Here is a 24,758-nt window from a genome sequence, read left to right as displayed (position 1 = left end):
GGTCATCGTCCTGTTCGTGCTCGGCTATGTCGGATTGAGGTAGGGCCTTCGTCGCGGTTGGAAAACATGGCCAGCGGGGTCCCGTCATGTATGGACGGCCGCCCTGCGAAGACGCGACTACGACTCACCGCCGGGCTGAAGAAACGTCCCGGCCGCGATGGTGCGCGCCAGCCGCGCACGATCTCCGGCCTGACGATCCGGATCTACCTTGCACAACAGAGCCTGTGATGAAACTCGCCGGCACTCACGCCCGAGACGGTGCCGCACGTCCCAGCCGCATCGCCTGGTTCTGCCGCACGGACGCACCTTGCTGATATTTCCGGGACACGATCGTCCCAAACCCTCACAACCGGAGGCCATCATGCGTATCTACCATCCCGAACAACATCAGAACAGCGACAAGAGCGAACCCAACGTCGACAAGGCCGTCGAGGACACCTTTCCGGCGAGCGATCCGCCCTCGATCGGCGGCGTAACAAAAATCAAACCGGAGCCGGACCGCAAGAAATCACATAAGAAACAGGTCAGTAGTTAGTTAACCATAGGGCGCGACGTCTCCGCCTGGGAACCCGGAATCCTGTCGAGCGACTTGAGAGTCTGGACGACCCCGGGCGAGAGCTGGATGTACATGGTGACCTCCTGGAGCGGGGATCAGCCTGGATCGGACGAAACCCTGCCGTCTGTACGATAGCGGCTACCTGGTCCCTCTGCTTAGGCTCATTGTCTCGCGACGCATCAGTCCGGAGGGTGGTCCTCGCGATCGATCTCACCGGCAGCCTGTCCCCAGATCTGCTCGTCCTGGCCTTCTGGGGTACCCGCGCGCTCCCACAGTTCGCGGGCCCGGCGCAGTATCCGGGCTTCCCTCTCTGAAGTCGGCTCGCGTTCTTCAACCGTCGCGCCCCGCGCATCGACATGGACGCTCGTGACGTCATATCCGTCAGCGAGCTGATGCCAGGCTTTGACCTTGTTCATCTCTTCAAACTGACGGGTGGCGGTGTTGATCGCCTCTGCTTTTGTGCCTTTGGCCACGGTAATACGCATCAACTCACTGTGATGGGGGTGGCCGCGATGATCAGTGAACGTCTTATGGAAGATCACCTCATAAGGCCGTCGTTCGGAGACACCGCCGCTTAACGCAGTCAGTGAAATGATGCCGATGAGGTGCTGGTCTCCCCGGTCGAGGACGGCCAGACGCTGCACATGATTCTGACGCATGATCGTTTCGGCGTCTTCGGCCCGATCATCCTCGAAGCAGAAGAGGACCTCGGCCGACATCGCCTCACGTACGGTCATCTTGCTGACGTCGCGGGCATCCGCGACGCCGCGCATCGTGATATCGCGGTCGGTAATCATTCCGATCACCCTGTTGTTCAGGCACACGGGCAGGGCACCGATATTTTCCTTCTTCAGCTTGCGGGCTGCAGCATCGAGCGTTTCTTCCGCCTGAACGCAAACCGGCTCTTTCATCACATCTCTGACTAACATGGCGTTACTCCTCGTACGGCTGCATTGAAAGGACGTGACTGACAACGCAGTGAGCAGCAAATGGCAGGCCTCACAGGCTGCGCATCGGTGAGCGTGGACGGGCTTGCTGCCTGTTCGTTACCCGATGGTTCTGGTGGGTGGCTTCTCCCCTCGACCTGGCTTAGCCGCCACTGCGGAGTTGGGCGGGGTTGACCTCGGCCGCGTCGACCGCCCTTGCCGCCAATTCGGCGCTGCACACTTTTGATCGTCACACATTCGTCCTAGGATGAAATAATTGAGGCTCACAGTTGGCCGCCGAACGACGACAAGGAGCGACATGCCATGCACGCTGATCCCGTGGAATACAAGGCATCGACCATCATGCCTCTCGCCCCGATTTCCATCCCAGGCTACGCCGCAACCGCGATAGTCACGCACCGGAACGGCAGACGCGAAACATTTGGCATTCTTGGTTACTTCGCGTCCGAGAGCGCGGCATGCATGTTTGCCGTTGAATATGCAAAAGCCCATATCGACGGTCGGCGACATCCGAGGCCGCCGTTTTCCCTGCGGTAAGTCTGCGCGGGCCGTTTACTTTTTGATGCTCCTTCCCCCGCTTTTCGCGGCGTCGTTTCGCATCCTGATTGCAATCGCAGCCGGACATTTTCCGTGATCACGTGGCACTTACAGGGCGGCCAGGCAGCGCTCGCGCCTAGCTTTCCGTCATGGCATACCGGGGCAGGCTGATCGTGAAGACGCAGCCTTTGCCTGGCACATCGCGCACGCTCAGCATCCCGTTATTGGCCTCGACACTACGCCGCGCGATGGACAGTCCCAGTCCGGTTCTGTCCTCGCCATTCTGGGTAAACGGCAGGAACATCCGTTCTGCATCCCCGGGCGGCAGACCGCCGCACTGGTCTCTCACATCGATCAGGATGCGATCCGACACGGCATACGTGTCCAGCGTCACCTCGCTGTGAGGGTGTGTGAACTTGAAGGCGTTCTGCAGCAGGTTTCCGACCGCCGAGTAAAGCTGGTCACGGTCTCCACTGACGGCGAGTCGCGGGTCCACTGCGGACACCTTCAATATGCATCCGTGAACCTGGGCCGCAAGGTCGGCGGCACGTTTGACTTCCGCAATGAAATCGGCAACGGAAAACTTCCTGGATTGCACGGAAATTCCTGCTGACGTCCGGACCTCATCCAGTGAATGCGCGATCAGATCGCGCAGCCCGTCCAGGCTGCGCTCCAGCACCGCCCCCGTGGCGCCGGACAGACTTAAGTTTCCGGTTTTGGCGGCGGTAAACGCGAGCGTGGCAGTCTGAAGCAGGTTACGCAGTTCGTGGGCGAAGAATCCCAGCCGCTCATGCATTTCAATGGCCTGTCTGTCCGCCACTGCAAAATCGCGCTGGTAGCTGAATTCGGTGACCGCATCGGCTATTGCATTGTCCAGACAGCGGTTGAGGGTGCGAAATTCGTCGATCTGAAACGACGCATCGCGCTCGTACGCGAGATCGGTAACGGCCTGGCACAGGTCGCCGTAGTCGTGCACGACCTGATCTGCCGAGAACCCGAGCGCCAGCAGTTCGCGCCCGTGCTGTGCGGCTGACTCGCCAATTTCCGATAACGACGCTCCACCGCCCGAGGGTCCCGAAATCCGGCGGCTGTCCATCGGCTCCGATGTCTGCTCCATCCGCAGCGTCCTGATGAGCTGGTCCAGGAACAGCGGCACCCCATTCTGGAGTTGCTGCGCAGTTGCCGCCCGCGCGGGCCGTTGCGCGACCTTAGCCCGGCATCTTTCTATCAGCTCATGGCGATTGTTAGCCAGGAAAACGTGCATCATGATGCAACCCCCGACGCCAGTCTGCGGCACTTCATTAGTGGCCAGCGGTCGCGGCCAGACGCTGTCTGCGGCGACGCCATCATTGTCCCGGACAAAATTGCTCAACCCCGTCCAGGGCAAATGGTTTGTGCGCGGCAGTCGCCGTGAACGGTTGATTTTCCGGCAACAGCTACCTTTCCGCCTGCGTGTAGATACATCTTACGCGCGCTGTGCGTTCTCGCGGGGAAGCGGCGTGGGTGCCATCCGGATTCGAGATGCGCCGGCCGCTGCGCATCAACGCTCCGGTGCAGAACAGTCAGGCGGCACGATGGCTCCGCATGGCGCGGCGTGATTTTTGCTGCTCCTTCCTGTTCAAGACAAACCGGGGGCGGGAAAAGTGGACCAACAGGAGCAACGGCCTCTGATCCTCCTCGTCGACGATGACAGGCTGACGGCGGCGGCATGGACCACCGTCCTTCGCATGAACGGGTTCGAGGTCGTCTGGGCACCTGACGGTGGCTCGGCCTGGGCCCTGGCGCGCATCGGCCGGCCGGATCTGCTGCTGACCGACTGGGACATGCCTGGTATCGACGGCCCCGAGCTATGCCGGATTTTCCGAAAGGATCCGGTGCTGGCCAGCGTGCCGATCATTCTGGCTTCTTCCTTGAGCCTGCCGCCTGCCGGCCCCCCTGATTTACACAATCTGTTCCTCCAGAAACCGGTCGATGCCGTCGCACTGTTGACCGCGGTATCCGCGCTTGCGGCTGTGGCTGTCGCAGCTGACACATCGCAAGCAGATGATGCAAGGCCGGATGAACGGCTTCGAGCGATGCCCATAGTGGTCGCCAGCCGGCGCCCACTACTCCGACCGGCTCTAGGCGTACCAAACGATTGCGATGAAATGGCAGGCCGAACCCGCCAGCACGAACAGATGCCAGATCGAATGGGCGAACTTCAGCCGGCTATCCATCAGGAAAAAAGCGACCCCGCCGGTGTAACAGGCAGCGCCTGCCAGCAACCAGACCAGACCCACTGTGGGCAGCAATGCGAATAACGGCCATGCGACGGCGAGCACCGCCCATCCCATCGCGAGATAGAACCCCGTCGACAGAAGCGGATGCGCGAGCTTGCCGAAGACCTGTAATGCGATGCCGGCTACCGCCAGGGCCCAGATGACGAGCAGCAGTGCCGTGCCTCCGTGTCCGGACAGGACGCCGAGCGCAAAAGGGGTATAGCTACCGGCGATAAACAGATAGATCGTGCAGTAGTCAAGCTTCATGCAGAGTCGCTTGGCCCGACCGGGCGGCAGCCCGTGGTACACGGCCGATGTTGCGTACAGCAGTACCATCGTCGACAGATAGACCGCGGCGGCCGGCATTGGCACCCGGTTCGAAGCGGTGCGTGGCAGCGGCCAGACGATGAACGCCATGACGACGACGAGTATCAGTCCGGTTGCGTGAATGAGCGTGTTCGCCACTTCTTCGCCCAGCGTCTGCATCCGAACGTCGTCCCGTCTCATGGCCCACCGGGTAAAGAAATCTGCTTCGTATTATCCGCAGGAGGGCAGGCGTGGCAATGCGGCGTGTCGCGGGAAGGCCACCCGCATCCCGTCATCGGTGCGGGAGGAACTACTTTGGAGAGGTCTGGGCTGACGCGTAACTGTTCAGGTTCATCAGCCTGTCGTCCAGTCCCAGGTCTCTTTCCGCTGCATCAATCAGTGAAGCTGTTCCAGGATTCCCATTGCCGCATAATAAGAAAGTTAAAATACTGTGAATCAGATCACTCGTATATCGCTTCGCCCCCGCATTGCGCGGGGCTGGTTATTGATTCTCATTGGCAATAAAGCGGTATGAACTGCGCCGGGTAATCAAGATAATCAATCAGCAAGGACGGGTCGATATTGTTGACGTCGGGACAGCGATATTCCTTTTTTTCCGCCACAATATCGACAGTTCAGGCCGATTCAGGCGTCCTTCATGTCAAGCCAATGTAATATTTCTGTAAAATACGCCGAACGCAAAACACCAATAAGGGCTGGAGGTGAAGGACCATGGCGGATGATCACGACCAGGAAGAGTTTTTTCATATCCGGAAAATGGTGCTTGAACTCGATCGGTTAATCCAGAACGGTGATATTAAGGATCGGAAAAATCCAGTAGCGCAACCCGATTACTGGCGAAAGCGGATCGATGCGTTGCTCGCTACACCGGCGCTTTCCGAGTCCATCGCGGCGCGGACTGCGGCGTTACTCGTGCAACTGGATCGGATTGCGGATGCGCTGAAGAAAAGCGGGTAATTGATACGATGCTGGATAATCAGCACCTACACTGAAGCTGTAACAGACAGTCGAAGTCGGCAGGGCGTTTGCCATGATCGAATCCTGGATCGGCGTGATCGTTGGGTCGTTCGCGCTCGCAATCGCCGCCACGCTGGTCGTGGGGCACTATCGGCGCGAGCATCTACGGGAACGCCTGCTCAGGCGGATGGACCATCGTCACAGATGGGAGGTGACGCGGCGCCGGCATTGACACCGCTATTCGTCTCCTGCCCGTTCGTCTCGGTCGCCATGTTGACCTGCATTTTCCACAGGCTCGGCGACGGGCACCTGTTGAGCTGACAACCACTGAAATGACCTCTCAAGACCAGGACCCAATCAGGGCCGCCCCGTCGAGCCTCACGGTGCGGGCTGCGGCAGGCCAGCTAAGGATCAATCGGGTCTGGCAGGCTCTGGGTCAGCACGCCGCGCACGCGAAACGCATCCCGGTTCATTGCAGCAGGAAGCACGACTTCGACGAAATGACGGTCACGTCCGAGTCAGTGTCGCCCACGGCACTGACCGACATCACCCGGCGGTTGAGCGCCCAGCGATGGGTTGTCGCGGCCTCCCTGCACACCGCACCAACATCTCCGCCACGCGGTGACGGCTAGATCTGCACGCGCATAAAAGCCAGGGCGGAGGAAGCTCTGGCTGAGCGGCTTCAGCCGGTCGCAAGGACCAGCAGAAGCCGGGGGCGGCCACTGCGCCTGAGAGCGCCGCAGCCGATTACAGACTAATGCGGTTTTGTTGTCCGTTAAATTGATGTTTACCGTTATCGGGTCCGCTTGGACCTGATGATCAGACCTGCGGCGCCACTAGCGGGCCGTAGGAGGTCTGACGCTGCCGGTTTCGGCCAGACATTGGTTGCCCGCAGAAATTGTGGACGACCGCAGGCCAGATGGGTGATGTTCCTTTCCTGATCGTGCAGCGATCTGCTGGCTTACGAATTGGGCAAGCGGGTCATTGAGGTGAAATTCCAGGTTGCTTTCCGGAAAGGCTGTCAGCAGTAGGTGGCCTTCGCGCGGGCGGCGGCCAGTTCGGCATCGTATTTCGACGGTGGGTATTGCGCCGCGTCAAGCGCGCCACGCGCCGAGACCAGGGCCGCGCGCAGCGAGCGCCGATGCAGCGCGCCTCTCGCGGCATTCACACGCAGGCACTCGAGCGGTCCAAGCAGCCCGTCCGCCTTCAGACTCGCCTCGACCTCGTTGACCACGGTGAATGCCGAGGTCAGCTGACCACCCTGACCACGGGCGAGCAACACCCCATGCAGGAAATCAATTCTCTGGTAATGATCCTCATACATAACCGTCCTTTCTGGTCTTCGCGCATGTGTATTTGTAGTACATTTTCTGGCGAAATGTTGCATTGATGTGTGCGCCAGGCAAGATAACTCCGCCCGGAAACCGGCAGGCCCATGCGGCATTGGGAATCCCCGCCACCCGGACGGGCTTTGGGCAGGGACGCCTTCCTGATTCACTGCTGCTTGATGGCATTCCGCAAGCAAGCCCCGGTGGTTGAATCCATTCGATATTGGAGACGTCTCCGTTTTTGTTGGCAGACGTTTGAATGAACGCGCGAATCCTCCCGAAGCAGAACTGCGCCGAACAAAAGCCCGCCATCGGGACGGACTACATAAGCGCCGTGCGGGAACTACACCGTACGAACCGCATTTACGACAGCTTACTAGACAACGTCAAGCAGCACGGCCGGTCAGCGTCAACGGTTTTGCTTCGCAGAATAAAAAGAAGGGGGCTCGCCATCCATTCTTTGGCGTTTCTTCGAGCCTTCGCCTGACCCGACAACACTTCGCGCTCAACCCTCCCGCTTTGCAACGGCTTGGCGGCCGTCATTGGTCGCTCTCAGGGGGCAGCGCTGCAGTTGACGCGTCTCTCAGCCCGTCGGCGGACTGCGTCCACTATCGTACAAACAGAGTTGACGGGTCGCGATATGATGCTTTCGAGGGTTGACAGCAAGCCCTCGGAACGAGCCGCTAAGGTCGCCGCCAGCTTCCGGCGACCTATCGCATAGTCCAGGGAGGCGAGATGCTCAGGTTGGTGCTGTGGGCCATATTTGCCGTGCCGGTTTTCCTGGTTGGGCAGCTTGTCGTATTAGCCCTGCTTCTCATCATCGTAATTCTGAACTGCTTCGATAGGCTCACCGCACCGCACGTTAAGCGGATCTCCGGTGCCTCCGCGAAGGAGTGACGCCGCGAGAGATTTGTGCGCCATCTCGCGCCACGGGCAATATGCCGCCGTTGTCTATGCGGTGGAGGGATTGAGGTGGCGCTTAAATCTGGCCGATGAACGCGCCCACTACCCACCGTACAAACAGCTTTGTTGCACTGGCAGCATGATTGTTTTCAGAGCCGACAGCGGCTCTCGAGACGTGCGTTCAGGCCGCCATCAACGCTTCGATGAGCGACATTTTTGTACAGCAAGGCAGCACGAAAACGAACCCTTCTGGCGCGCTTTCTGGCTAAGACCGGCTCTGCCTCGCGGCGACGCGCGTCACTAAAGCGACGACCAATCAGGGCGAGCCTTCGTCCCCAGGTTCAGACCGGCTGGAAAAAGTGGATGCCAACGTTTCGCAAAATGCAGGAGCGGAGGGATTGACGACGACCGTCCCGGGCATCCAGAAACGCCTGCGCGCTGTTGTGAATGATCGGCACCGCACCACGAATGCCAGAGACAGGTACTTCTATGTCCGCAATCAATACACCGTACGGCTCGGTCGATGCCGACATGTTGCGAATCGTGCTGGGTAGTCTGCGCTCGTGATTTCCCTCCCGGCAGGCACGCGCATCTGGATCGCCGCGGGCGTCACCGATATGCGACGTTGTGATCGAGCCCATTTGATGCGTTAGTAGCGCACGTCCGGTTCGATGAGCGGGATGTGGAAACGGGGCTACGGTGAGGTTATTGGGGCACCGCCAGACGAAAGGGGCGGCAACAGACACACTCAACCTACCGCTACCGCGCCACATCCGCTCGAGCGCGACGAGTTCCGTCCGGCTACCGCCGATTGGCAGGCATACTGGCTGTGCGGCGAGTGCGACTGTAGGGTAAACGCTGAAGACGACGAGTTTGAAGTGCCGGTTTTGAAGTGCCTATATTGGCTGAAACGAGGGATTCCGCAGACCAGGAAGCTGCAGATCGACGATGACGGGCTAACGGGGAATTGACGCGCCGCCGGAAGGCAGGCTAGGAGGGACCATGAAGGTTGCTGAGCTGGAGGGAGTCCTATTGGACTACTGGGTAGCACGAGCGGAAGATCTACTTCATCCGCATATCGACGATGGGCTATGTTGGGTGGAAGAGCCTGCTTGCGATGGTGACCCAGCGGGCGCCTTAGACACAGCGTTCTCTCCTGCGAGCGATTGGGCCGTTGGCGGCCCGATCATCGAGCGTGAAGACTACTGCCTACCCCGCGTCAACACAAATGTCGGCACACTGCACCACGGCGGTTACGCAGCATCCACACCGGCTGGTTTTTGCTTCTATGGAAAAACGCCGCTGATCGCCGCCATGCGTGCCTGCGTTGCAGACAAGTTCGGCGAGGAAGTGCCTGACGAGGCGACGACCGGGACTAAGCCGGAATAGTCTGCCCCGCCACAATCTTCTCCAGAGCCGCCTTGGTGCTTGCGTACCCGTCACTGAACAACCGCTGCCGGATCTCGATCGGCATGTTGCGATCGAGAGAGCTGGCATACCCCGTCGGCCCGCGCACGATTGTCACGCCGTCCTTCGTGTAGCACGATTTTTCTGCGTTCGGGCGACCGGAGGTGATGATGAAAAGCCGGCCAGGCAAACGGGCACGCCAAAGATTGCGTCGAGCCCCTTGGCGGGAACTGAGGCCGCCTAAAGTGCCCGTGTCGGCGGTCAACGAAGTAGGCGAAAACGAACAGCGCCGCGATAGCCAACGGCACCATTACTGAGAAAGCGAACCTTCACACAATGAGGCGTCCACCAGCAGAAGTATGTCGATTACGGAAGTTCGCCATCGGACCGGGTTCGGCCATGAACTGCCAATCGGCTCTGCCGGCAGTCGGACGTATGGGCGACTGCTTTCGCCTGGACGAGTGAGGAGGACAACCGCGTCCAGTTCCTTTCTCTGACGCCACAGGGAAGACGGGTTCTACCCTAACTCGCCACGATTGCCGATGAAAACGACGAACACTTCTTTGGCGCTCTGGATCCTGACGCGAGCAGACCACGCTTCGAAGCCCCTGTCCAGCAAGCTCACAGATGTTCATCGGATAGCGGCTCGTTTATCTAACGGACTGACGTCGGACCGATACCGTACAGACACCCCCTGCCGGACGTGAGAGGCTTTTCAACATCCTCGTACACCCGTAATTCAGGTGTCACTTTCGATGAATCAGGTGTCCGCTGCGGTTGACAGGTTGAAGAGGAGTGGCAAATGGAAAATGATCTTCATCCCACGGAGAATCGGCTACTGGGCCTTCTTCCCGAAACGGAGTTGGCGCGTCTGAAAACGCAGCTGGTTCCGGTCGAGATGACGCCGGGATTTGTCGTGTACGAGGCTGGGGAACACCTCGACCACGTTTATTTTCCGACGACATCAATAGTTTCACTACGGCAGACGATGCCGGACGGCAAATCAGCAGAAATAGCGGTCGTTGGCAACGATGGCCTGGTTGGCACCGAGCTTTTTATGGGTGACGAAACAACGACGAATACAGCGGTCGTGCAAACCCCGGGCGAGGCATACCGACTGAGCGCACCGATCCTGAAGGAAGAGTTTCGTCAGGCAGGCGTGATGCAGTGGCTGTTGCTACGCTACACGCTGGCGCTGTTCGCGCAGATCGCCCAGACGGTTGTTTGCAACCAGTACCACTCGACAGACCAGCGACTGTGCCGGTGGTTGCTGCTCGGTATTGACCGCCTGCCCTCGAACGAGCCAAAGGTATCGCCGGAACTGCTGGCCAACGCGCTTTGCCTCCGACGAGCCAGCACCAGGAAAGCCCTCGGGCAACTGGAGGACGCCGGTGTGATCCGGTGCGGCGACAGTTATATCGAGGTGCTGGACAGGCGGAGTCTGGAAAACCGTGCGTGCGAGTGCTATCGGGTTGTGAAACGCGAACTCGACCGATTGCTCCCCGATCTGGCTGCGCCATAGAGAGAACGGACTTGCAATAGAGTGAGTGCAGTCTTTTCTATCCGACGCCGTCGGAAAAGGGGGCATTATGGAAACGACGAACAACGCCGCACACGCTGCGATGCGGGAAACCGTTGACCTGTTGTACCGGGCTTTCGCGCATAAGGATATTTCCCTTCTTCGCAAGGTTGTGACGCCTGACTGGCAGTACATCCCGGAGTCTCCTGGACAGTTGCCGGGTCCGGACAAGATGATTCCAGTGTTTGCGGATCTGTCGTCGGCGCTGCCTGACATGGAGATCAAGATTCTGGATGTCCTGATCCACGACCCCAAGGTAGCAGTGCGCGCGGAGGTCACTGGCACGCAGTCCGGGCCGCTCATGGGCATTGCTGCGACGTCAAAGCCGCTCCATTTCGCGATTCACTCGTTCCACGAGTTCCGCGATGGGCGGATCGCGAAAACGTGGCACCTGGAGGACTGGTTAAGTGTTTTTCGCCAGCTAGGGGAATTGCCTCCAAGGCTGTCCTGAGACGGCGCAATGGCGACGGGGGCGGGTACGGATGCTTAACGCACGGCTCGGCCTCTCCACTGATCCGACACCACCCACGAGAACCGACGGTATTGAGACCACGAGTCCACGATGTCCGAATCCATGGAACGGCGCCCCGCGAGATCTGCGGCGCATGTCGAGCCCCCTGAGACTCCCAGCCTGCAGGGTTTGATTACGCTCGCCGTCGGCGTGACGATCGTCGTAGCCCTCTATTTTGGGCGAGAGGTCCTTATACCGATCACGCTTGCCATTCTGCTCAGCTTCCTGGTTGCCCCTCTGGCCGATTTTCTGGGTCGCTTCAGACTCGGCCACGTGGCTTCGGTTCTCGTTGCGGTAATGATGTCGCTCTCGGTGATCGTCCTGCTGGGAGGCGTAATCGCTACCCAGATGACGGATCTCGCAGCCGGCATCCCTCGCTATCAGGCGACCATCGAAAAGAAGGTCGACGTCGTGCATGGCATGACGATCGGAACACTGAATCGTCTGGCGGAAGCAGCCGGCCACGCGTTCCGGGGAGCCACCGGTGAAGAGCCGAAAGCGACTCGCGGGAGCACTTCTGGCCACTCCGACGCTCAACCGTCCGCAGCAATTCCAGTCGAAGTGCGAGAGCCAGTGCTGACACCGTTTCAGCTGGCGCGGCGGGTGGTGTCTCCTGTCATTAGCCCACTCGCGACGACGTTCGTCGTATTCATCGTGACCATTGTCATTCTGCTGCAGCGTGACGATCTTCGGGACCGGGCAATTCGATTGTTTGGTTCGAGAGATCTGCATCGGACCACCACCGCGATGGACGAAGCCGCGCGGCGCCTCAGCCGGTATTTTGTTTCGCAACTCGGCGTAAACGCGGGCGTGGGCGTCGCTATCGGGACGGGCCTGTTCTTCATTGGGGTACCCAGCCCGATGCTGTGGGGCATTCTGGCTGCTCTGTTGCGACTCGTCCCCTACGTTGGAATATGGATTTCCGCTCTTCTGGCTACCACACTCGCTGCGGCAGTCAGTCCGGAGTGGTCGATGGCGATCTGGTCAGTGATCCTTTTCGCGACCGTCGAACTTCTGGTCGGTCAGGTCGTCGAACCGATGTTATATGGCCACAGTACCGGCCTTTCACCGTTCTCGGTTGTCGTATCCGCGATTTTCTGGAGCTGGATATGGGGGCCAATCGGACTCATCCTCTCCACGCCGCTGACGCTCTGTCTCCTTGTCCTCGGCCGCCACGTTGCGCGCCTCGAATTTCTTGACGTATTGCTGGGTGACCAGCCTGCGCTTACTCCGGTCGAAAACTTTTACCAGCGGGCGCTGGCCGGCGATCCGGATGAAGCGCTCGAGCAAGCCGAGGTACTGCTACGCGACCGCTCGCTCTCCTCTTACTACGATGAAGTCGCCCTCAAGGCATTGCAGCTTGCAGCCATTGATGTATTGCGAGGCGGCGTAACCGCCACGCAACTGGCGCGAATCGGGACCACAGTGAGCGACCTGGTCGAAGGTCTGGAGGGCTTTGAGGACGTTGACCCCACTGCGGCAGAATCGGGCGGCAACTGGGGCGCGTTGGCGTTCGCCGGCGCCGAACAAAAGGTATTGCCGCAACCGGCTCCGTTTGTTCTATCTCCGGGTGTGGAAACCCTCTTGGCGCGGCGCGCGGCGAATCAGGTCCTTTGCATAGCGGGAAGGGGACCGCTCGACGAGTTGGCGTCGAGCATTCTCGTCCAACTGCTCGGAAAGCATGCGCTCGATTGCCGCGTGATCTCCCATGATGAGGCGTCACGCGCCCGGATCGGCAGCCTGGATGTCGCCGCCGCGACGACGGTGTGTATCTTTTATCTGAACATTGATGGCATCCCGTCGCACCTGCGCTATCTTCTGCGACGGGTGCGCCAGCGCTTGCCGGAAGCAGCCATCGTCGTGGGGCTCTGGCCGACAGGCGATACGGATCAGTGGAGCGAAGATCTCCAGAGCGCGATCGGCGCTGACTGCTATGCCACTTCGGTTCGGGAGATGGTTGACGCGTGCCTCGACAATCCGGCCACGGAGGACGCGTGTTCCGAGGCTTTGAATGAAGAGTGTTGACCGGTACCGTACAGACATACGTATTGTGTACGTGAGAACCTGTTCACCAGGGTCCCGTCATGTCTGGACGGTCGCTATGCGAAGACGCGACTGCGATTCACTGCCGGGATGAAAACGTCCCGGCTTCGATGATGTCGCCCGCTAGCCGTACACGATATCTGGATCAGACGATCCGGATCTTCGTTGCGGAAAGGAGCCTGTGATGAAACCTGCCGAACAGAGGTCCGCCAACGCCGCCCCCAGTGATGCAGTAAGCCGGTGCATCGCCGCCACCCCGGTGGATGGCGACTACGAGGACGTTGCACCGCTGCCGCACGAGACCGACCAGTCTGTGGAATCACAACATGAAGAAGGTACGCGCGATGTTGGACGGCAGGCGCATAAGGACCTGTCGCGCGGCCTGACCGATACCGACCGGCGCGGTGGCGATGCGTATCAGCAACGCACACAGAATAATGCGAATGCCAACACGCAGACTCCCAAACTCCGTGCCACGCGCAAACGTTAGGCGTTTGCATGTGCGTGCGCCGGTACTCGCAGCTGAGCATGTGCCGCGCCCGCCCACCGCATTGCCCGGTTCTGCCATTGAATCGCGCCATGCTCATCAATCCGGGACGTCATCGTCCCACGTACTCACTACCGGAGGCGACTATGCGCACCCAGAGTCGAGAGCAACATCCAAACGGCGACAAGACCGAACTCAACGTTGACGAAGCTGTCGAGGACACTTTTCCTGCTAGCGACCCGCCCTCGATCGGTGGCGTGACGAAAATCCGCTCCGAATCCGATCAAAAGAAATCACACGGGAAGCACTTGCGAGTCAAGGCCGGATAACGGCAACCGCTCACTTATTGCGCGTTGCAAGGATGGCAGCAAGCCCAGGGAGGATAACCCGATGAGCGGTCGCTTCGCTGCCGGCATGACGCGCGTGGGCCTCCACTGTCTCGGAGGCCCGACTGCAACTACGCCATTGGCTGAACCCGGGACAGGTTCGCCAGGCGGCTGAGCATCCACTGCAGGTAGCGCAATGGGTTCGGCGCGCAATTGCGAGCTACACCGCATGCTGGTTCAGCCAGAGCCGGCCCGCAGCGGTCATATTGATGTCACCATAGCTGTGCGACTCGTATGCAAGCCCGAGCGTCAATAGCTCCACCGCCACCGGGCGCAGTGTCTGCGCTTGTGGATCTGGAATTCGGTCAAGCGATTTGAGAATCTGGATGGCCTCGGGTGAAAGTTGGATGTACATGATGGCCTCCTGTTATTGAGATCATCTTGATCCGGACGAAGTTCTTTCGTCTGTACGGTAGCGTCTACTCGACTCCCCCTTTGAGAGTGGCTTGAGCAGATCTCACAAAGGCATACTGTGGAAGCTGTTTCGACGAATATGTTACTGGTTTGCACAGTTGCCTGAACGGGCGAATCAACCAATCCATATCAAAGCGTGTCAGCCAGTTTGTCAAAAACCCGCGGTTACTCATTGACGTAGATACCTGTGTATTTTCCATTTTGAGGCTGCGTCGGCGCAGGTTGGCAATGTCGCTCCGGAACCAGTACGCCACCGTACCGACTACTGTTCGTATTGCGCGCACTGTCTATGTGAGTGTCGTGGACTTCCCATGACACGCCGCACACAGAACGGTAATCTTCGATCGTCTGCAATGGCCGCTGCTGCCATTACGGCGAAATTCAAAGAGAGCTGATTTGGGCTCTGCGGATGCGATGCATCAAGGCAATGCCGGCAATCGTGAACACCATACTCGTTAAAAGTTGAAGCACAGCGCAATGTGCGCATTCAATCTGATGTCGCGATGATCACACTACCCGAGGCATGAGCAGGCCGATGCACCGTGGGATGGATGTGTTCATTGGAGTCTGACATGAAAAAGCGCAACGTCTTGCAATGGGTATTGATTCTAGGTGCGGCTTTCGGCGTGAATCTCGCGATTGCGGCGGAGATGGACCTTCCGGCGATACAGCATGCCGGGGACGTGACCTATCTAACGGGGGGGATCGGGAGCGACCAGGCACGAGCGATCAAAGACGTCATGCACAACTACCCCATGGTGTTGACGTTCGTCGGCAAGACGAGCAATCAGAATCAATATCTCTCGGATGTCCCCGTCACGATCACGGATGGCAAAGGGAACACGGTTCTGGAGACGAGTTCGGATGGCCCATTCATGCTGGTTTCTCTCCCCAGTGGACATTACACGGTCAGCGTTAGCTATAAGGGGCAAGCCGAACATCGTACGATGAATATTACAAATGACGCTCACGCGCGCCTGACATTTGTCTGGGCGATGTAGTTGCCGCGACGTGAATGGTTAGCTCAAGCAGATGCCGCCGCCGGTTCGTCGATATTAAAACGATTTCGCCCGTAGAGATTGATTGCATTGGGATTCGACTAAATCGTATCCGCACGCGCCTGCGATTTATTTTTAGCGGCTTCCTCCACCATCGGGCATCTCAAAGATGGGAGCGGCCGGACGTGTACGCTGCCGGACCGACGGGAACCGGCAATTCGTGTATCAAGAGAGTGTCTACTGGCGGGCGAGTGAAACCTGTATCGGTGGCCCTTGATGGCAGACGCGTCGGATTGCGTCACTTACGTATATAGGTGGTATCAAAATGAACTGCACTCGCTTATTTTCAATAGGTACGCTAACGCTCCTTGTCGCAATGGGAGGCCTGGGTTGCTCTGGCATGTCCCAGCGAGGCGTCGACACGGCTGCTGGTGCCGGGATAGGCGCCGTCGGTGGTGCTGTGCTTACAGGCGGTAGCGCGGTGGGCACAGTCGGCGGCGCGGTCGTAGGTGGCGTGGTCGGCAACCAGATCGGTAAATAGCCGGGCGAGCCTGGACGGAGCAGCATCATCCGTGGATATCTTCCCGGTGAGGTGACGCCACGGTGTGAATAGAAGATGGTGACCGTTCAGGATGACGTCGAGTGCTGGCTTCGCCCCGGCGAGGGCATTCTTGACATGTACCGCCCGTCGAAAGCGGCGCGCGTAGATCCCTTCAAGAGATCTCACTGCTACAACTTCGGGGACTCATTGCATCTATCGGCATCCGTCCGCCGAAACCGCGCGCATTCTGTTGACCGGGATCAATGCACAGTACCCGGCGCTTGCGCTGATAAAGTACTCCTTATCGGGGGCAAAAATGCGTTACCTGATTATTGCGCTATCGATGTTGTTGTGCCCGGCAATCTCAGTCCACGGCCAGATCAGCGTCGATGTCGGAGTGCCGGGCGTCAACATCGGTACCAACATGCAGTCATATCCCGAACTCGTTCCAGTGCCGGGCTACCCCGTTTACTACGCGCCTCAAGCGAATTCGAATTACTTCTTCTACGACGGCCTGTACTGGGTGTACCAGCAGGACAACTGGTATTCGAGCAGTTGGTACAACGGTCCGTGGCAGTCGGTGGGGCCAATGGATGTGCCACCGTTTGTGCTGCGCATTCCTGTGCGCTACTACCGCGAGCCTCCTGCGTATTTTCGTGACTGGAGCGCCAACGCTCCGCCACACTGGAGTGAGCGCTGGGGCCGCGACTGGGAGGCTCGTCGAACCGGATGGGACCATTGGGACCGGCGCGCCGTCCCACGTGCAGCCCCGCCGCCAGACTACCAGCGACAGTACTCAGGGGACCGCTATCCACGTACGGGAGAACAACAATATGCGATTCGATCCGCGAACTACCGCTATCAGCCAGGTGATGCCGTAACGCGGCAGGATTATCGACAGCAGGGCAACCCGGGCAGCTCACGCGCCGGGCCTCAGCAGCAAGCGCCTATGCAACGATCGTCGACTCAGGAACTGCGTTCGCAGCCGAATCAACAACAGCTAGAGCAGCGGCAGCAACCGCATCCGCAGCCGGATCAACAACAGCTGGAGCAGCGGCAGCAACTGCATTCGCAGCCGGATCAACAACAGCTACAGCAGCGACAAAAACGGCAGCCAGAGCATGTCGCACAGCAGGCACCACCCTCACAGCCGATGCATCAGGCGCAATCGATGCAGCCGCCGTCACAGATGCAACGCGCCCAAACGGCGCCTCAAGAGAGGGGGCGAGAACCAGGACGAAGGCCGCAGTCAGAACCACCAGTAGTTGGACATCTTCACGATAACGGCTCTTTTGGACACTGGCGAGTCACCTTTCGTGAATCAAGTCGTACAGAAAGCAAATCGGAGAAGCATCATGAGCAGGACCTATTTTTGCAGAACCGCAGTTCTCAACACGTTGATTGCAGTCGGTCTGATTACCGGGGTTAGCATCGGGACGGCTGGCGCAGCCTCGGGGGATGAAACCATCCCGCAGCCCCACAGCGACAGCGTAAGCGCGATGCTCACCGATACCGTCATCACGACCAGGGTGAAGGCCAGGCTGATGGGTGATGACAGCCTCAAAAAATCTGACATCAGCGTGACCACGACCAACGGCGTGGTCACGCTCGACGGCTCGGCAAGCAACTCAAACGCGAAGACCGTGGCTGAGGCGGCGACAAAGTCAGTCGATGGCGTCAAGAGCGTCGACAACAACCTGAAAACACCCGCGAGCAGCAAGGCATCGGCCCGGACGCACGAGGCGGTCACAAAGACAGAGCGGGTCGCATCTGATAGCTGGATCACCACCAAGGTGAAGTCCGGGATCCTTGCGGACAGCGTCAGCAAGGGTTTCGATGTGAGCGTGGAGACGATTCACGGCGTGGTGGTTCTGAAGGGGGCTCTGTCAAACCAGGACGCCGTCGATCACGTGAAGGACATCGCTGAGAAAGTGAAAGGCGTGAAGAGCGTTGACACGTCCGCCCTCACCGTCGCAGGCGGATAGCCGGTTGAGAATGGGTTGCCGCGGGCGACTGCACACAAGGGGGAGCACTAAAGACTCGGCGTCGCAACGCGCACCCTCATGCCTTCCTCTCGCGTACGCCACCGTATCGACTTCGGATGCCCTTGCATGCAGCGTGTTTAAAGACGCTTTCGATCACCGCGCCGACATATCGGACTGCAATACCCGGTTCGCGGCGGCGTCCTTATCGCTCGCCAGCCAAACAGGCTGGTGAGCGCGATTTCCCTATGTCTCGCTATCAGTTACCACATACTACGAACAAAGTTGCTGAAGAAGTTTGAAGACCTTGATGCAACGCTTTGCGACCAGGGCGCGACGTTGCTGGTGGTGGCCAACGCGTCGCTTCGAGCAAACGACGCATCAGATGCCGCCACGGAACGCGCCCCCGGTACGACACCGTACCGATATTCTCCACAGTTGCGTTCATCGTGTGAGTGACGTTCGGGCGCGAGGCGGTCTAGACGGATGCGAAATAGCCGTGACCGATTTCGCGTCGCTTCATTTCTGGCAATCGGTTTGGCCTGTGGGTTTGGCCTGCGTCCGTCGCTGCGCAGAGGATCGGACGCATTCCATTCACTACCCGCGTGGAATGTAGAGGCAACTGCAAGCCGCTACGTTGCCCGTAGAAAGAAGGTCCACTTGGTCAGCAATTCAATCGCGTTCCTCTCCGACGGTCTGCTTTCCCTTTTCTGGTGGCAGATCTTGCTAGCCACACTGATATCGACACATGTCACGATCATCAGCGTGACGGTGTACCTCCACCGTTGCCAGGCGCATAGGGCACTTGAGCTGCATCCGCTTGTCAGCCATTTCTTCCGGTTCTGGCTGTGGATGACGACGGGCATGGTGACGGGTGAATGGGCAGCGGTCCACCGCAAGCACCATGCGAAGTGCGAGACTAATGAGGACCCGCACAGCCCGCGGATCAGCGGAATCTGGAGGGTGCTGTTCGGAGGTGCTGAACTCTACCGAGCCGAAACAAGGAACGAGGAAACACTGCGCAGATTTGGCTATGGTACGCCGGCCGACTGGATCGAACGGAACATCTACGCGAAGTACCCGAACCTCGGAATAAGCTTGCTGATGGTCATCGATGTTGCTCTATTCGGTGTCGTCGGCGTGTCGGTGTGGGCCGTCCAGATGATATGGATACCGTTCTGGGCAGCGGGCGTGGTCAACGGTCTGGGCCATTTCGTGGGTTACCGCAAATTCGGTACTCCAGATGACAGCGCGAACGTTATTCCCCTTGGCATCCTGATCGGCGGCGAAGAACTTCACAACAACCACCACGCCTATGCAACATCTGCAAAGCTATCGAACAGATGGTACGAGCTCGATATCGGCTGGATGTACATTTGCATCCTGTCTACGCTGGGACTGGCAAAGGTCAGGAAAGTGGCGACGGCGCCGCGTCTGGTCAAAGGCAAGTTGGAGCTCGACGACGACACGCTGCAAGCTGTACTGCGAAACCGCTACGAGATTATGGCGAGCTACGCCCGGGCGGCCGAGCGTGCCTACCGGCACGAACTGGCAAGCACGGAGCACTTCAGCCGCCATGAGAAGTTCCTTCTTATACGCGGCGTAAGGAACTGGCTACGCGAGGAGCCGGTGACTCACGGCAAGCCGCGACATCCGCCGTTGACGGAAATGTACGAGCACGATCGGAAGCTGCGCACCTACGTCGAACTGCGCGAGGAACTGTCCGCGATCTGGAAACGGTCGAATGCGTCCCGCGAACAGTTGCTCCTGCAGTTGCAGGACTGGTGTCGTCGTGCCGAGCAAAGTGGCATCAACGCGCTCGAAGAGTTCTCGCTGCGACTTCGCCAGTACGGGTGACATCCGGCTCGGCGCCCGCGGCCTCTTTCCGTTGCGGGGCGGTGTACAAACCAATGACGTGGTCTGTCACGTGAGGGGGCCGGTGAGCGGTCAGGAATCGAGTCAGGAGGCGGGAATGAAAGGCCGCTCCCGCGGCAACGCATTCGGGACAGAGTTGTAGCTCAGCCGCAGCCCCAATCCCCGCGATCCGGCTGTTTTACCGATCTGACCGTCACCGTGCGGACTTACCGCATTGCATCTGAGACCCTACGGCTTCAATCTCTGTGTATCCGCGATTTCGGCTCGCCTCGGCGACGAGCGCCGGGCAGGGTGCAGGCAGCGAGTTTGCGCTCCGGCTGCCGATTGTCACGAACCACTGTGGTGTTTGCGACCGCACATGAGCGGTCGCGTGCGGTCGAGTCCCGCAGGCCGGAGACGCATCTTGTGCTGCTTTCGCCGCTCGTCAACGAGGAAGCGCTGGCGCCCGGTTGGAGGTCATTGGGGGATTGCGTCACTGGCCGTCATTCGCGCGCGACCTATAATTTAACGGTGTAGACGCAGCGCCCGGCGAAGATTGGCGTATGGCGGCGACGCCGCCGCGCGCCCGCCGGGCCGTTAGGGGCATTGATCCCTTTATCCATCTTCACCCGTCAGGAAATCGTCGGCGAAACCGGGGCGGTTCTGGACAGGCTGCAGAGAGTGGCAAATGTCGTACGAGTATCCTCAAAACGAAAATCACCTGCTCTCGGTGCTGCCTGCAGCGGAGTGGGCGCGCCTGGCTCCGCATCTGGTATTGGTGGATATGCCGCTCGGTCGCGTCATCTACGAATCGGGGGACCGCCTTGATCACATCTATTTCCCGACGACCTGCATCGTGTCGCTGCTGTATGTCCTGGAGGACGGTGCGTCCGCCGAAATCGCGATCGTCGGTAATGAAGGGCTGATCGGCATTGCCCTCTTCATGGGCGGCGAAAGCACGCCGAGCCGGGCGGTCGTGCAAAGTGCAGGCAAGGCCTACCGGCTGGATGCCCACATCCTGAAAGAGGAATTCCACCGTGCGGGTCCGGTACAACGCCTGCTACTGCGCTATACACAGGCCTTGATCACACAGATGGCACAGACCGCCGTTTGCAACCGGCACCATTCGATCGACCAGCAGTTGTGCCGATGGCTGCTGCTCAGCATCGACCGCCTGTTGTCGAACGAACTGGGAATGACCCAGGAGCTGATCGCCAACATGCTGGGCGTACGCCGATCCGGTGTCACCGAAGCGGCGTTGAAACTGCAGGATGCGGGGCTGATTCGCTACAGTCACGGTCATATCGAAGTACTGGATCGACCGGGGCTCGAACAGCGCGTGTGCGAGTGTTACGGCGTGGTGAAGCGCGAATTCGACCGGTTGTTGCCCGATTTGAAAGCGCTATAGAAATCGCATGGGTGCTATCCCCTGCCTGAACGGCATTAGCGTGCCAAAGCGGAGTTGGATGGGACGGCTTCACGGAGAGGCGCTTTTCGTGAGGGCTACAATCTGCCCACAGTGATACGTTCGCTGCAATCTTCCCGGAAGTATTCATATGAAAGTTCGGATTTCAGTGCGCGACAGTTCATTCAGGCGTCGCAATGCAGCCACCGCGCCCTGGGCGTCCTCGCAGATGTAGCCGGTCACACCGTGGTCGATCACTTCAGGCACAGAACCACGATTGAATGCAATCACCGGGGTGGCGCAGGCCATCATCTGTAAATGACGGGATCCCGATGACGACGTTCTCCACCGTGGGCTCACGGCTTACCTCAATCCAACGTAGCCGAGCACAAACAGAACGATAACCACGGCCCCTACGAGCCAGACGATGTTGTACATGACACGCTCCTTGAATTCACCCCGATAAACGGTGACATCGCGTAGCGCGCAGGTCATGACCAACCAGCGGCAGGTCTCGTGACTCCAACGTTCTGTCACAACGACGATTTGCATCGTCGCGCCAGTTACCGGCCGTCCGCGAATGCGTGCCGCACGAGAGCTGCCCATGAACAATCGGTACGCACAGGGTGTAAGTTCACATTCGCACATACGACACCGAGGTGTCTGTACGGTAGCGGTCCTGGGGTCTCAGGCTACGTGACTGGATTCTTTGTGACCGTTCCTGCCAGCAATGCATTCGGAAGAAGCGTTTGCTGTCCAGGTGTCACGCGCGTCAGTCGGGAGCGCAAGTGCACGTGTACTACTTGAGCCGTCCCCGGCTTCGCCCACGACTTCGAAATCGTTGGTGCTTTCGAGCGCTGTGCGCACGCCGTCGGGCAAGACGGGATGGGCATCTGCGATTGCCACTTTGATCATGACGGCGCACGGGACCGGAGGCTCTCGCTGCACATGCTCCCTGGAAGGGACATGTCGAGCCGCCTGCGTGCGCGCTAATAAATCTTACTTTCTCGTATCCGGTCGATGCAGCCGGTACGGTATCGGACAATCGTCCTTCTATCCGCGCGGGGGCTGCGCGGATTTGTCGGACATTGGGTTGGCGTCGACGCGCCGTGCAACCTAAGGCGCCTGGTGACGCTCGACAATCGGGCCGCCGGCATCGATACTCCCCACGGCACCGGCAGGTCCATCGACAGTGAGCGGGCCGCTTACTTCAAGGTTGCCACGAACGATCAGCGGGCCATGCACCGTGAGCGGACCACGAACTGTCTTTCCTCCCCCGCGCCTGCGCAATGCGGGGTCATTCGGTGCGTGGTCTAGTAATGGTTGCGGCCTTCATGATCGTAGTTGCCGCTTTGGTGATATTCGCCGCCCTGGTGGTAGTCGCCACGCTGGTGGTTGTCGCCGCTATAGCCATAGCCGCCGACAGGAACCAGGATGCACGCGCCCAGGCCGGAAATCAGAGACAGGACGATCAGCGTCCATGTGAGGTTTCGCTTCTTCATGACTTTCCTTTACTTCTTTCTGTCGTTCAGCGCAGACGCCTGCGCGTTGTCCGGTTGTGTTGCGGGGTGCGGCCCCTCGCAGAAAATGGCCGTGAGCAACAGGGGGACTACCTGGTGGACGACCGCGTCGCTGCCGGCCTCGCGTACGCGCGCTTCGACCGACTCCGCTGGGCCGACTACTATCGCGCCATAGGACGAGTCGGGGATGGCCTGGCCGCCGCCGCTTTTGAAGATCGCATCGTCGTGTTCATACCCAAGAACCGCGTAGACGCGAAAGCCAAATGCCGTCAGGGTGCTGCTGTGCGTCGGTCGAAAAGCGTTGACCGAGTTCGCTTCGACGCGCATCGGACTCGGATCGATGTACTGGTCGTTCAGGAGTGGGGCGATGAAAGCGTGCGCACTCGATTTACAGTCGAGTTGCGGATCGAGTGCGTAGGCGTAGGACGGTGCGGGAGCGAGTCCAGCACTGATGGCGGTAAGCACGGTTAGCAGCGTGTTGAGAACGGCGTTTGTCATGGTAGCGGTGAAAAAGATTCTTTCGCACTACACGTTCCCACGTACTACAGGAAAAGTCTGTACGGTAGCGGTCTTCGATTACCGCAGATAGCGCCCATCATCGCGGCAAGGTCCCTCGCCGGAGATCGGCAAAAACGACTGCGCGACCTGCGCTCCGCGCTGCACCACCGGTCCAGAGCATCTCCAGGAAGGCTGGATAAGTGGAAATATAAATTGACCAGGTCTGGCCACCGCAGAGACCTTACCTCGCGACAGCGCCGCCACGCTCATTCGTAGGCGAAGGCGCTACCGAATTTGTCCATGCGTTCGAGTGCCATGCCCGATCCGCGCACGACACAGGTCAGCGGGTCTTCGGCAACGAACACCGGCAGACCGGTCTCCTCGGCGAGCAGCCGATCAAGGTCGCGTAGCAGTGCTCCGCCGCCCGCGAGCGTGATGCCGCGCTCGGCGATATCGGCGCCGAGCTCTGGAGGCGTTTGCTCGAGCGCGATCTTGACCGCCGATACGATCTGGTTCAGCGGATCGGTGAGGGCTTCCAGGATCTCATTGCTGGAGACCGTGAAGCTGCGTGGTATCCCTTCTGACATATTGCGACCTTTCACTTCCATTTCCTTGACTTCCGAGCCCGGGAAAGCAGAGCCGATTTCCTTCTTGACGGATTCGGCGGTTTGTTCGCCGATCAGCATCCCATAGTTGCGGCGGATATAGTTGACAATGGCTTCGTCGAACTTGTCGCCGCCGACGCGCACGGAGCCTTTGTACACGATGCCGCCGAGCGAAATGACACCCACTTCGGTGGTCCCACCGCCGATATCGACGATCATCGAGCCAATCGCTTCGGACACGGGCAGGCCTGCGCCGGTTGCGGCGGCCATGGGCTCTTCGATCAGGTAGACCTGCGACGCGCCCGCGCTATGCGCGGCTTCCTTGATTGCACGCCTTTCGACCTGAGTGGACCCGCACGGCACGCAGATAATGATGCGCGGCGACGGCGCAAATATACGCGGTGCGTGCACCATCCGGATGAACTGCTTGATCATCTGCTGGGTGATGTTAAAGTCGGCGATCACACCGTCCTTCATCGGGCGGATGGCTTCAATGTTGCCCGGCACCTTGCCGAGCATCTCCTTGGCTTCCTTGCCAACTGCCAGAATGGTCTTTTTTCCGCTCGGGCCGCCTTCCTGACGAATCGACACGACCGAAGATTCGTCCAGGACGATGCCTTTGCCGCGCATGTAGATCAGTGTGTTCGAAGTGCTGAGATCAATCGCCAGGCCGTTGGAAAAGTAGCTGCGCAGAAATCCGAGCATTCGAAATCCT

24 protein-coding genes and 2 pseudogenes are annotated in these 24,758 nt (G+C 59.3%); 16 read left to right on the top strand and 10 right to left on the bottom strand.

The window, feature by feature from the left end:
• Nucleotides 1–361: 361 nt before the first annotated feature.
• Nucleotides 362–535 (top strand): hypothetical protein, encoded by a 174-nt coding sequence (locus P3T21_RS26830; RefSeq protein ID WP_429258993.1) that lies wholly within the window; start codon nt 362–364, stop codon nt 533–535.
• A 200-nt stretch (nt 536–735) separates the two neighbouring features.
• Here the strand turns inward: P3T21_RS26830 and P3T21_RS26825 are convergent, their stop codons facing one another.
• Nucleotides 736–1,485: a CBS domain-containing protein gene (locus tag P3T21_RS26825; RefSeq protein ID WP_429258992.1), complete on the bottom strand. Its 750-nt coding sequence runs from the start codon at nt 1,483–1,485 to the stop codon at nt 736–738.
• A gap of 691 nt (nt 1,486–2,176) precedes the next feature.
• Nucleotides 2,177–3,307: a sensor histidine kinase gene (locus P3T21_RS26820; protein ID WP_429259065.1), complete on the bottom strand. Its 1,131-nt coding sequence runs from the start codon at nt 3,305–3,307 to the stop codon at nt 2,177–2,179.
• A 376-nt stretch (nt 3,308–3,683) separates the two neighbouring features.
• Between P3T21_RS26820 and P3T21_RS26815 the strand changes: the two are divergent.
• Nucleotides 3,684–3,944, top strand: a pseudogene (locus tag P3T21_RS26815) (response regulator); the annotation flags it as partial.
• 216 nt (nt 3,945–4,160) lie between these two features.
• Here the strand turns inward: P3T21_RS26815 and trhA are convergent.
• A complete protein-coding gene (gene trhA / locus P3T21_RS26810; protein WP_429258991.1) occupies nt 4,161–4,805 on the bottom strand; it encodes a PAQR family membrane homeostasis protein TrhA in 645 nt (214 codons plus the stop codon).
• Nucleotides 4,806–5,336: 531 nt separating this feature from the next.
• Here trhA and P3T21_RS26805 point away from each other — a divergent pair.
• Together P3T21_RS26805 and P3T21_RS26800 are read left to right on the top strand one after the other, a co-directional pair.
• Nucleotides 5,337–5,582, top strand: coding sequence for a hypothetical protein (locus tag P3T21_RS26805; RefSeq protein WP_429258990.1), 246 nt, complete (start codon nt 5,337–5,339; stop codon nt 5,580–5,582).
• A 73-nt stretch (nt 5,583–5,655) separates the two neighbouring features.
• The gene (locus P3T21_RS26800; protein WP_429258989.1) at nt 5,656–5,814 is read left to right on the top strand and encodes a hypothetical protein; all 159 of its coding nucleotides are present in this window, start codon (nt 5,656–5,658) and stop codon (nt 5,812–5,814) included.
• Between the two features lie 789 nt (nt 5,815–6,603).
• Here the strand turns inward: P3T21_RS26800 and P3T21_RS26795 are convergent.
• Together P3T21_RS26795 and P3T21_RS26790 are read right to left on the bottom strand one after the other, a co-directional pair.
• The gene (locus P3T21_RS26795; RefSeq protein ID WP_429258988.1) at nt 6,604–6,906 is read right to left on the bottom strand and encodes a hypothetical protein; all 303 of its coding nucleotides are present in this window, start codon (nt 6,904–6,906) and stop codon (nt 6,604–6,606) included.
• Nucleotides 6,907–8,154: 1,248 nt separating this feature from the next.
• Nucleotides 8,155–8,454 carry a hypothetical protein gene (locus P3T21_RS26790; protein ID WP_429258987.1) on the bottom strand — a complete coding sequence of 100 codons (300 nt, stop codon included), beginning with the start codon at nt 8,452–8,454 and terminating at the stop codon, nt 8,155–8,157.
• Nucleotides 8,455–8,815: 361 nt separating this feature from the next.
• On the opposite strand from P3T21_RS26790, the gene P3T21_RS26785 reads away from it, so the two are divergent.
• From P3T21_RS26785 to P3T21_RS26760, 6 genes are all read left to right on the top strand, one after another.
• Nucleotides 8,816–9,202, top strand: a complete 387-nt coding sequence (locus P3T21_RS26785) for a phage protein NinX family protein (RefSeq protein ID WP_429258986.1) — start codon at nt 8,816–8,818, stop codon at nt 9,200–9,202.
• An 820-nt stretch (nt 9,203–10,022) separates the two neighbouring features.
• Nucleotides 10,023–10,742 carry a Crp/Fnr family transcriptional regulator gene (locus tag P3T21_RS26780; protein ID WP_429258985.1) on the top strand — a complete coding sequence of 240 codons (720 nt, stop codon included), beginning with the start codon at nt 10,023–10,025 and terminating at the stop codon, nt 10,740–10,742.
• A 67-nt stretch (nt 10,743–10,809) separates the two neighbouring features.
• Nucleotides 10,810–11,250, top strand: a complete 441-nt coding sequence (locus tag P3T21_RS26775; protein ID WP_429258984.1) for an ester cyclase — start codon at nt 10,810–10,812, stop codon at nt 11,248–11,250.
• A gap of 111 nt (nt 11,251–11,361) precedes the next feature.
• Complete coding sequence (locus tag P3T21_RS26770; protein WP_429258983.1) at nt 11,362–13,335, top strand: AI-2E family transporter; 1,974 nt, start codon at nt 11,362–11,364, stop codon at nt 13,333–13,335.
• A 202-nt stretch (nt 13,336–13,537) separates the two neighbouring features.
• Nucleotides 13,538–13,843 carry a hypothetical protein gene (locus P3T21_RS26765; RefSeq protein WP_429258982.1) on the top strand — a complete coding sequence of 102 codons (306 nt, stop codon included), beginning with the start codon at nt 13,538–13,540 and terminating at the stop codon, nt 13,841–13,843.
• A 143-nt stretch (nt 13,844–13,986) separates the two neighbouring features.
• The gene (locus P3T21_RS26760) at nt 13,987–14,169 is read left to right on the top strand and encodes a hypothetical protein (protein WP_429258981.1); all 183 of its coding nucleotides are present in this window, start codon (nt 13,987–13,989) and stop codon (nt 14,167–14,169) included.
• A 217-nt stretch (nt 14,170–14,386) separates the two neighbouring features.
• On the opposite strand, the gene P3T21_RS26755 is transcribed toward P3T21_RS26760, so the two are convergent.
• Nucleotides 14,387–14,581, bottom strand: coding sequence for a hypothetical protein (locus P3T21_RS26755; protein WP_429258980.1), 195 nt, complete (start codon nt 14,579–14,581; stop codon nt 14,387–14,389).
• Between the two features lie 631 nt (nt 14,582–15,212).
• Here P3T21_RS26755 and P3T21_RS26750 point away from each other — a divergent pair.
• From P3T21_RS26750 to P3T21_RS26725, 6 genes are all read left to right on the top strand, one after another.
• Nucleotides 15,213–15,641, top strand: coding sequence for a carboxypeptidase-like regulatory domain-containing protein (locus P3T21_RS26750; RefSeq protein ID WP_429258979.1), 429 nt, complete (start codon nt 15,213–15,215; stop codon nt 15,639–15,641).
• 373 nt (nt 15,642–16,014) lie between these two features.
• Nucleotides 16,015–16,179: a glycine zipper 2TM domain-containing protein gene (locus P3T21_RS26745; RefSeq protein ID WP_429259064.1), complete on the top strand. Its 165-nt coding sequence runs from the start codon at nt 16,015–16,017 to the stop codon at nt 16,177–16,179.
• Nucleotides 16,180–16,495: 316 nt separating this feature from the next.
• Nucleotides 16,496–17,608, top strand: a complete 1,113-nt coding sequence (locus tag P3T21_RS26740) for a hypothetical protein (RefSeq protein ID WP_429258978.1) — start codon at nt 16,496–16,498, stop codon at nt 17,606–17,608.
• A complete protein-coding gene (locus P3T21_RS26735; protein WP_429258977.1) occupies nt 17,535–18,164 on the top strand; it encodes a BON domain-containing protein in 630 nt (209 codons plus the stop codon). The genes P3T21_RS26740 and P3T21_RS26735 overlap by 74 nt, the downstream gene beginning before the upstream one ends.
• 483 nt (nt 18,165–18,647) lie before the next feature.
• A complete protein-coding gene (locus P3T21_RS26730; RefSeq protein ID WP_429258976.1) occupies nt 18,648–20,018 on the top strand; it encodes a DesA family fatty acid desaturase in 1,371 nt (456 codons plus the stop codon).
• Between the two features lie 685 nt (nt 20,019–20,703).
• On the top strand, nt 20,704–21,423 hold the full coding sequence (locus P3T21_RS26725; protein ID WP_429258975.1) for a Crp/Fnr family transcriptional regulator: 720 nt from the start codon (nt 20,704–20,706) through the stop codon (nt 21,421–21,423).
• A gap of 156 nt (nt 21,424–21,579) precedes the next feature.
• Here the strand turns inward: P3T21_RS26725 and P3T21_RS26720 are convergent.
• The 4 genes and pseudogenes from P3T21_RS26720 to P3T21_RS26705 all read right to left on the bottom strand — a co-directional run.
• Nucleotides 21,580–21,780: pseudogene (locus tag P3T21_RS26720) on the bottom strand (glycosyltransferase); the annotation flags it as partial.
• A 953-nt stretch (nt 21,781–22,733) separates the two neighbouring features.
• On the bottom strand, nt 22,734–22,922 hold the full coding sequence (locus tag P3T21_RS26715) for a hypothetical protein (RefSeq protein ID WP_429258974.1): 189 nt from the start codon (nt 22,920–22,922) through the stop codon (nt 22,734–22,736).
• A gap of 9 nt (nt 22,923–22,931) precedes the next feature.
• Nucleotides 22,932–23,438 carry a hypothetical protein gene (locus P3T21_RS26710; RefSeq protein WP_429258973.1) on the bottom strand — a complete coding sequence of 169 codons (507 nt, stop codon included), beginning with the start codon at nt 23,436–23,438 and terminating at the stop codon, nt 22,932–22,934.
• A 266-nt stretch (nt 23,439–23,704) separates the two neighbouring features.
• Nucleotides 23,705–24,748: a rod shape-determining protein gene (locus tag P3T21_RS26705; RefSeq protein WP_429258972.1), complete on the bottom strand. Its 1,044-nt coding sequence runs from the start codon at nt 24,746–24,748 to the stop codon at nt 23,705–23,707.
• Nucleotides 24,749–24,758: the final 10 nt, after the last annotated feature.

This window comes from Paraburkholderia sp. GAS334 (assembly GCF_050436625.1).
In the GTDB taxonomy this organism is placed as follows: Bacteria; Pseudomonadota; Gammaproteobacteria; order Burkholderiales; family Burkholderiaceae; genus Paraburkholderia.
This window is presented reverse-complemented; position numbering and strand designations above follow the sequence as displayed.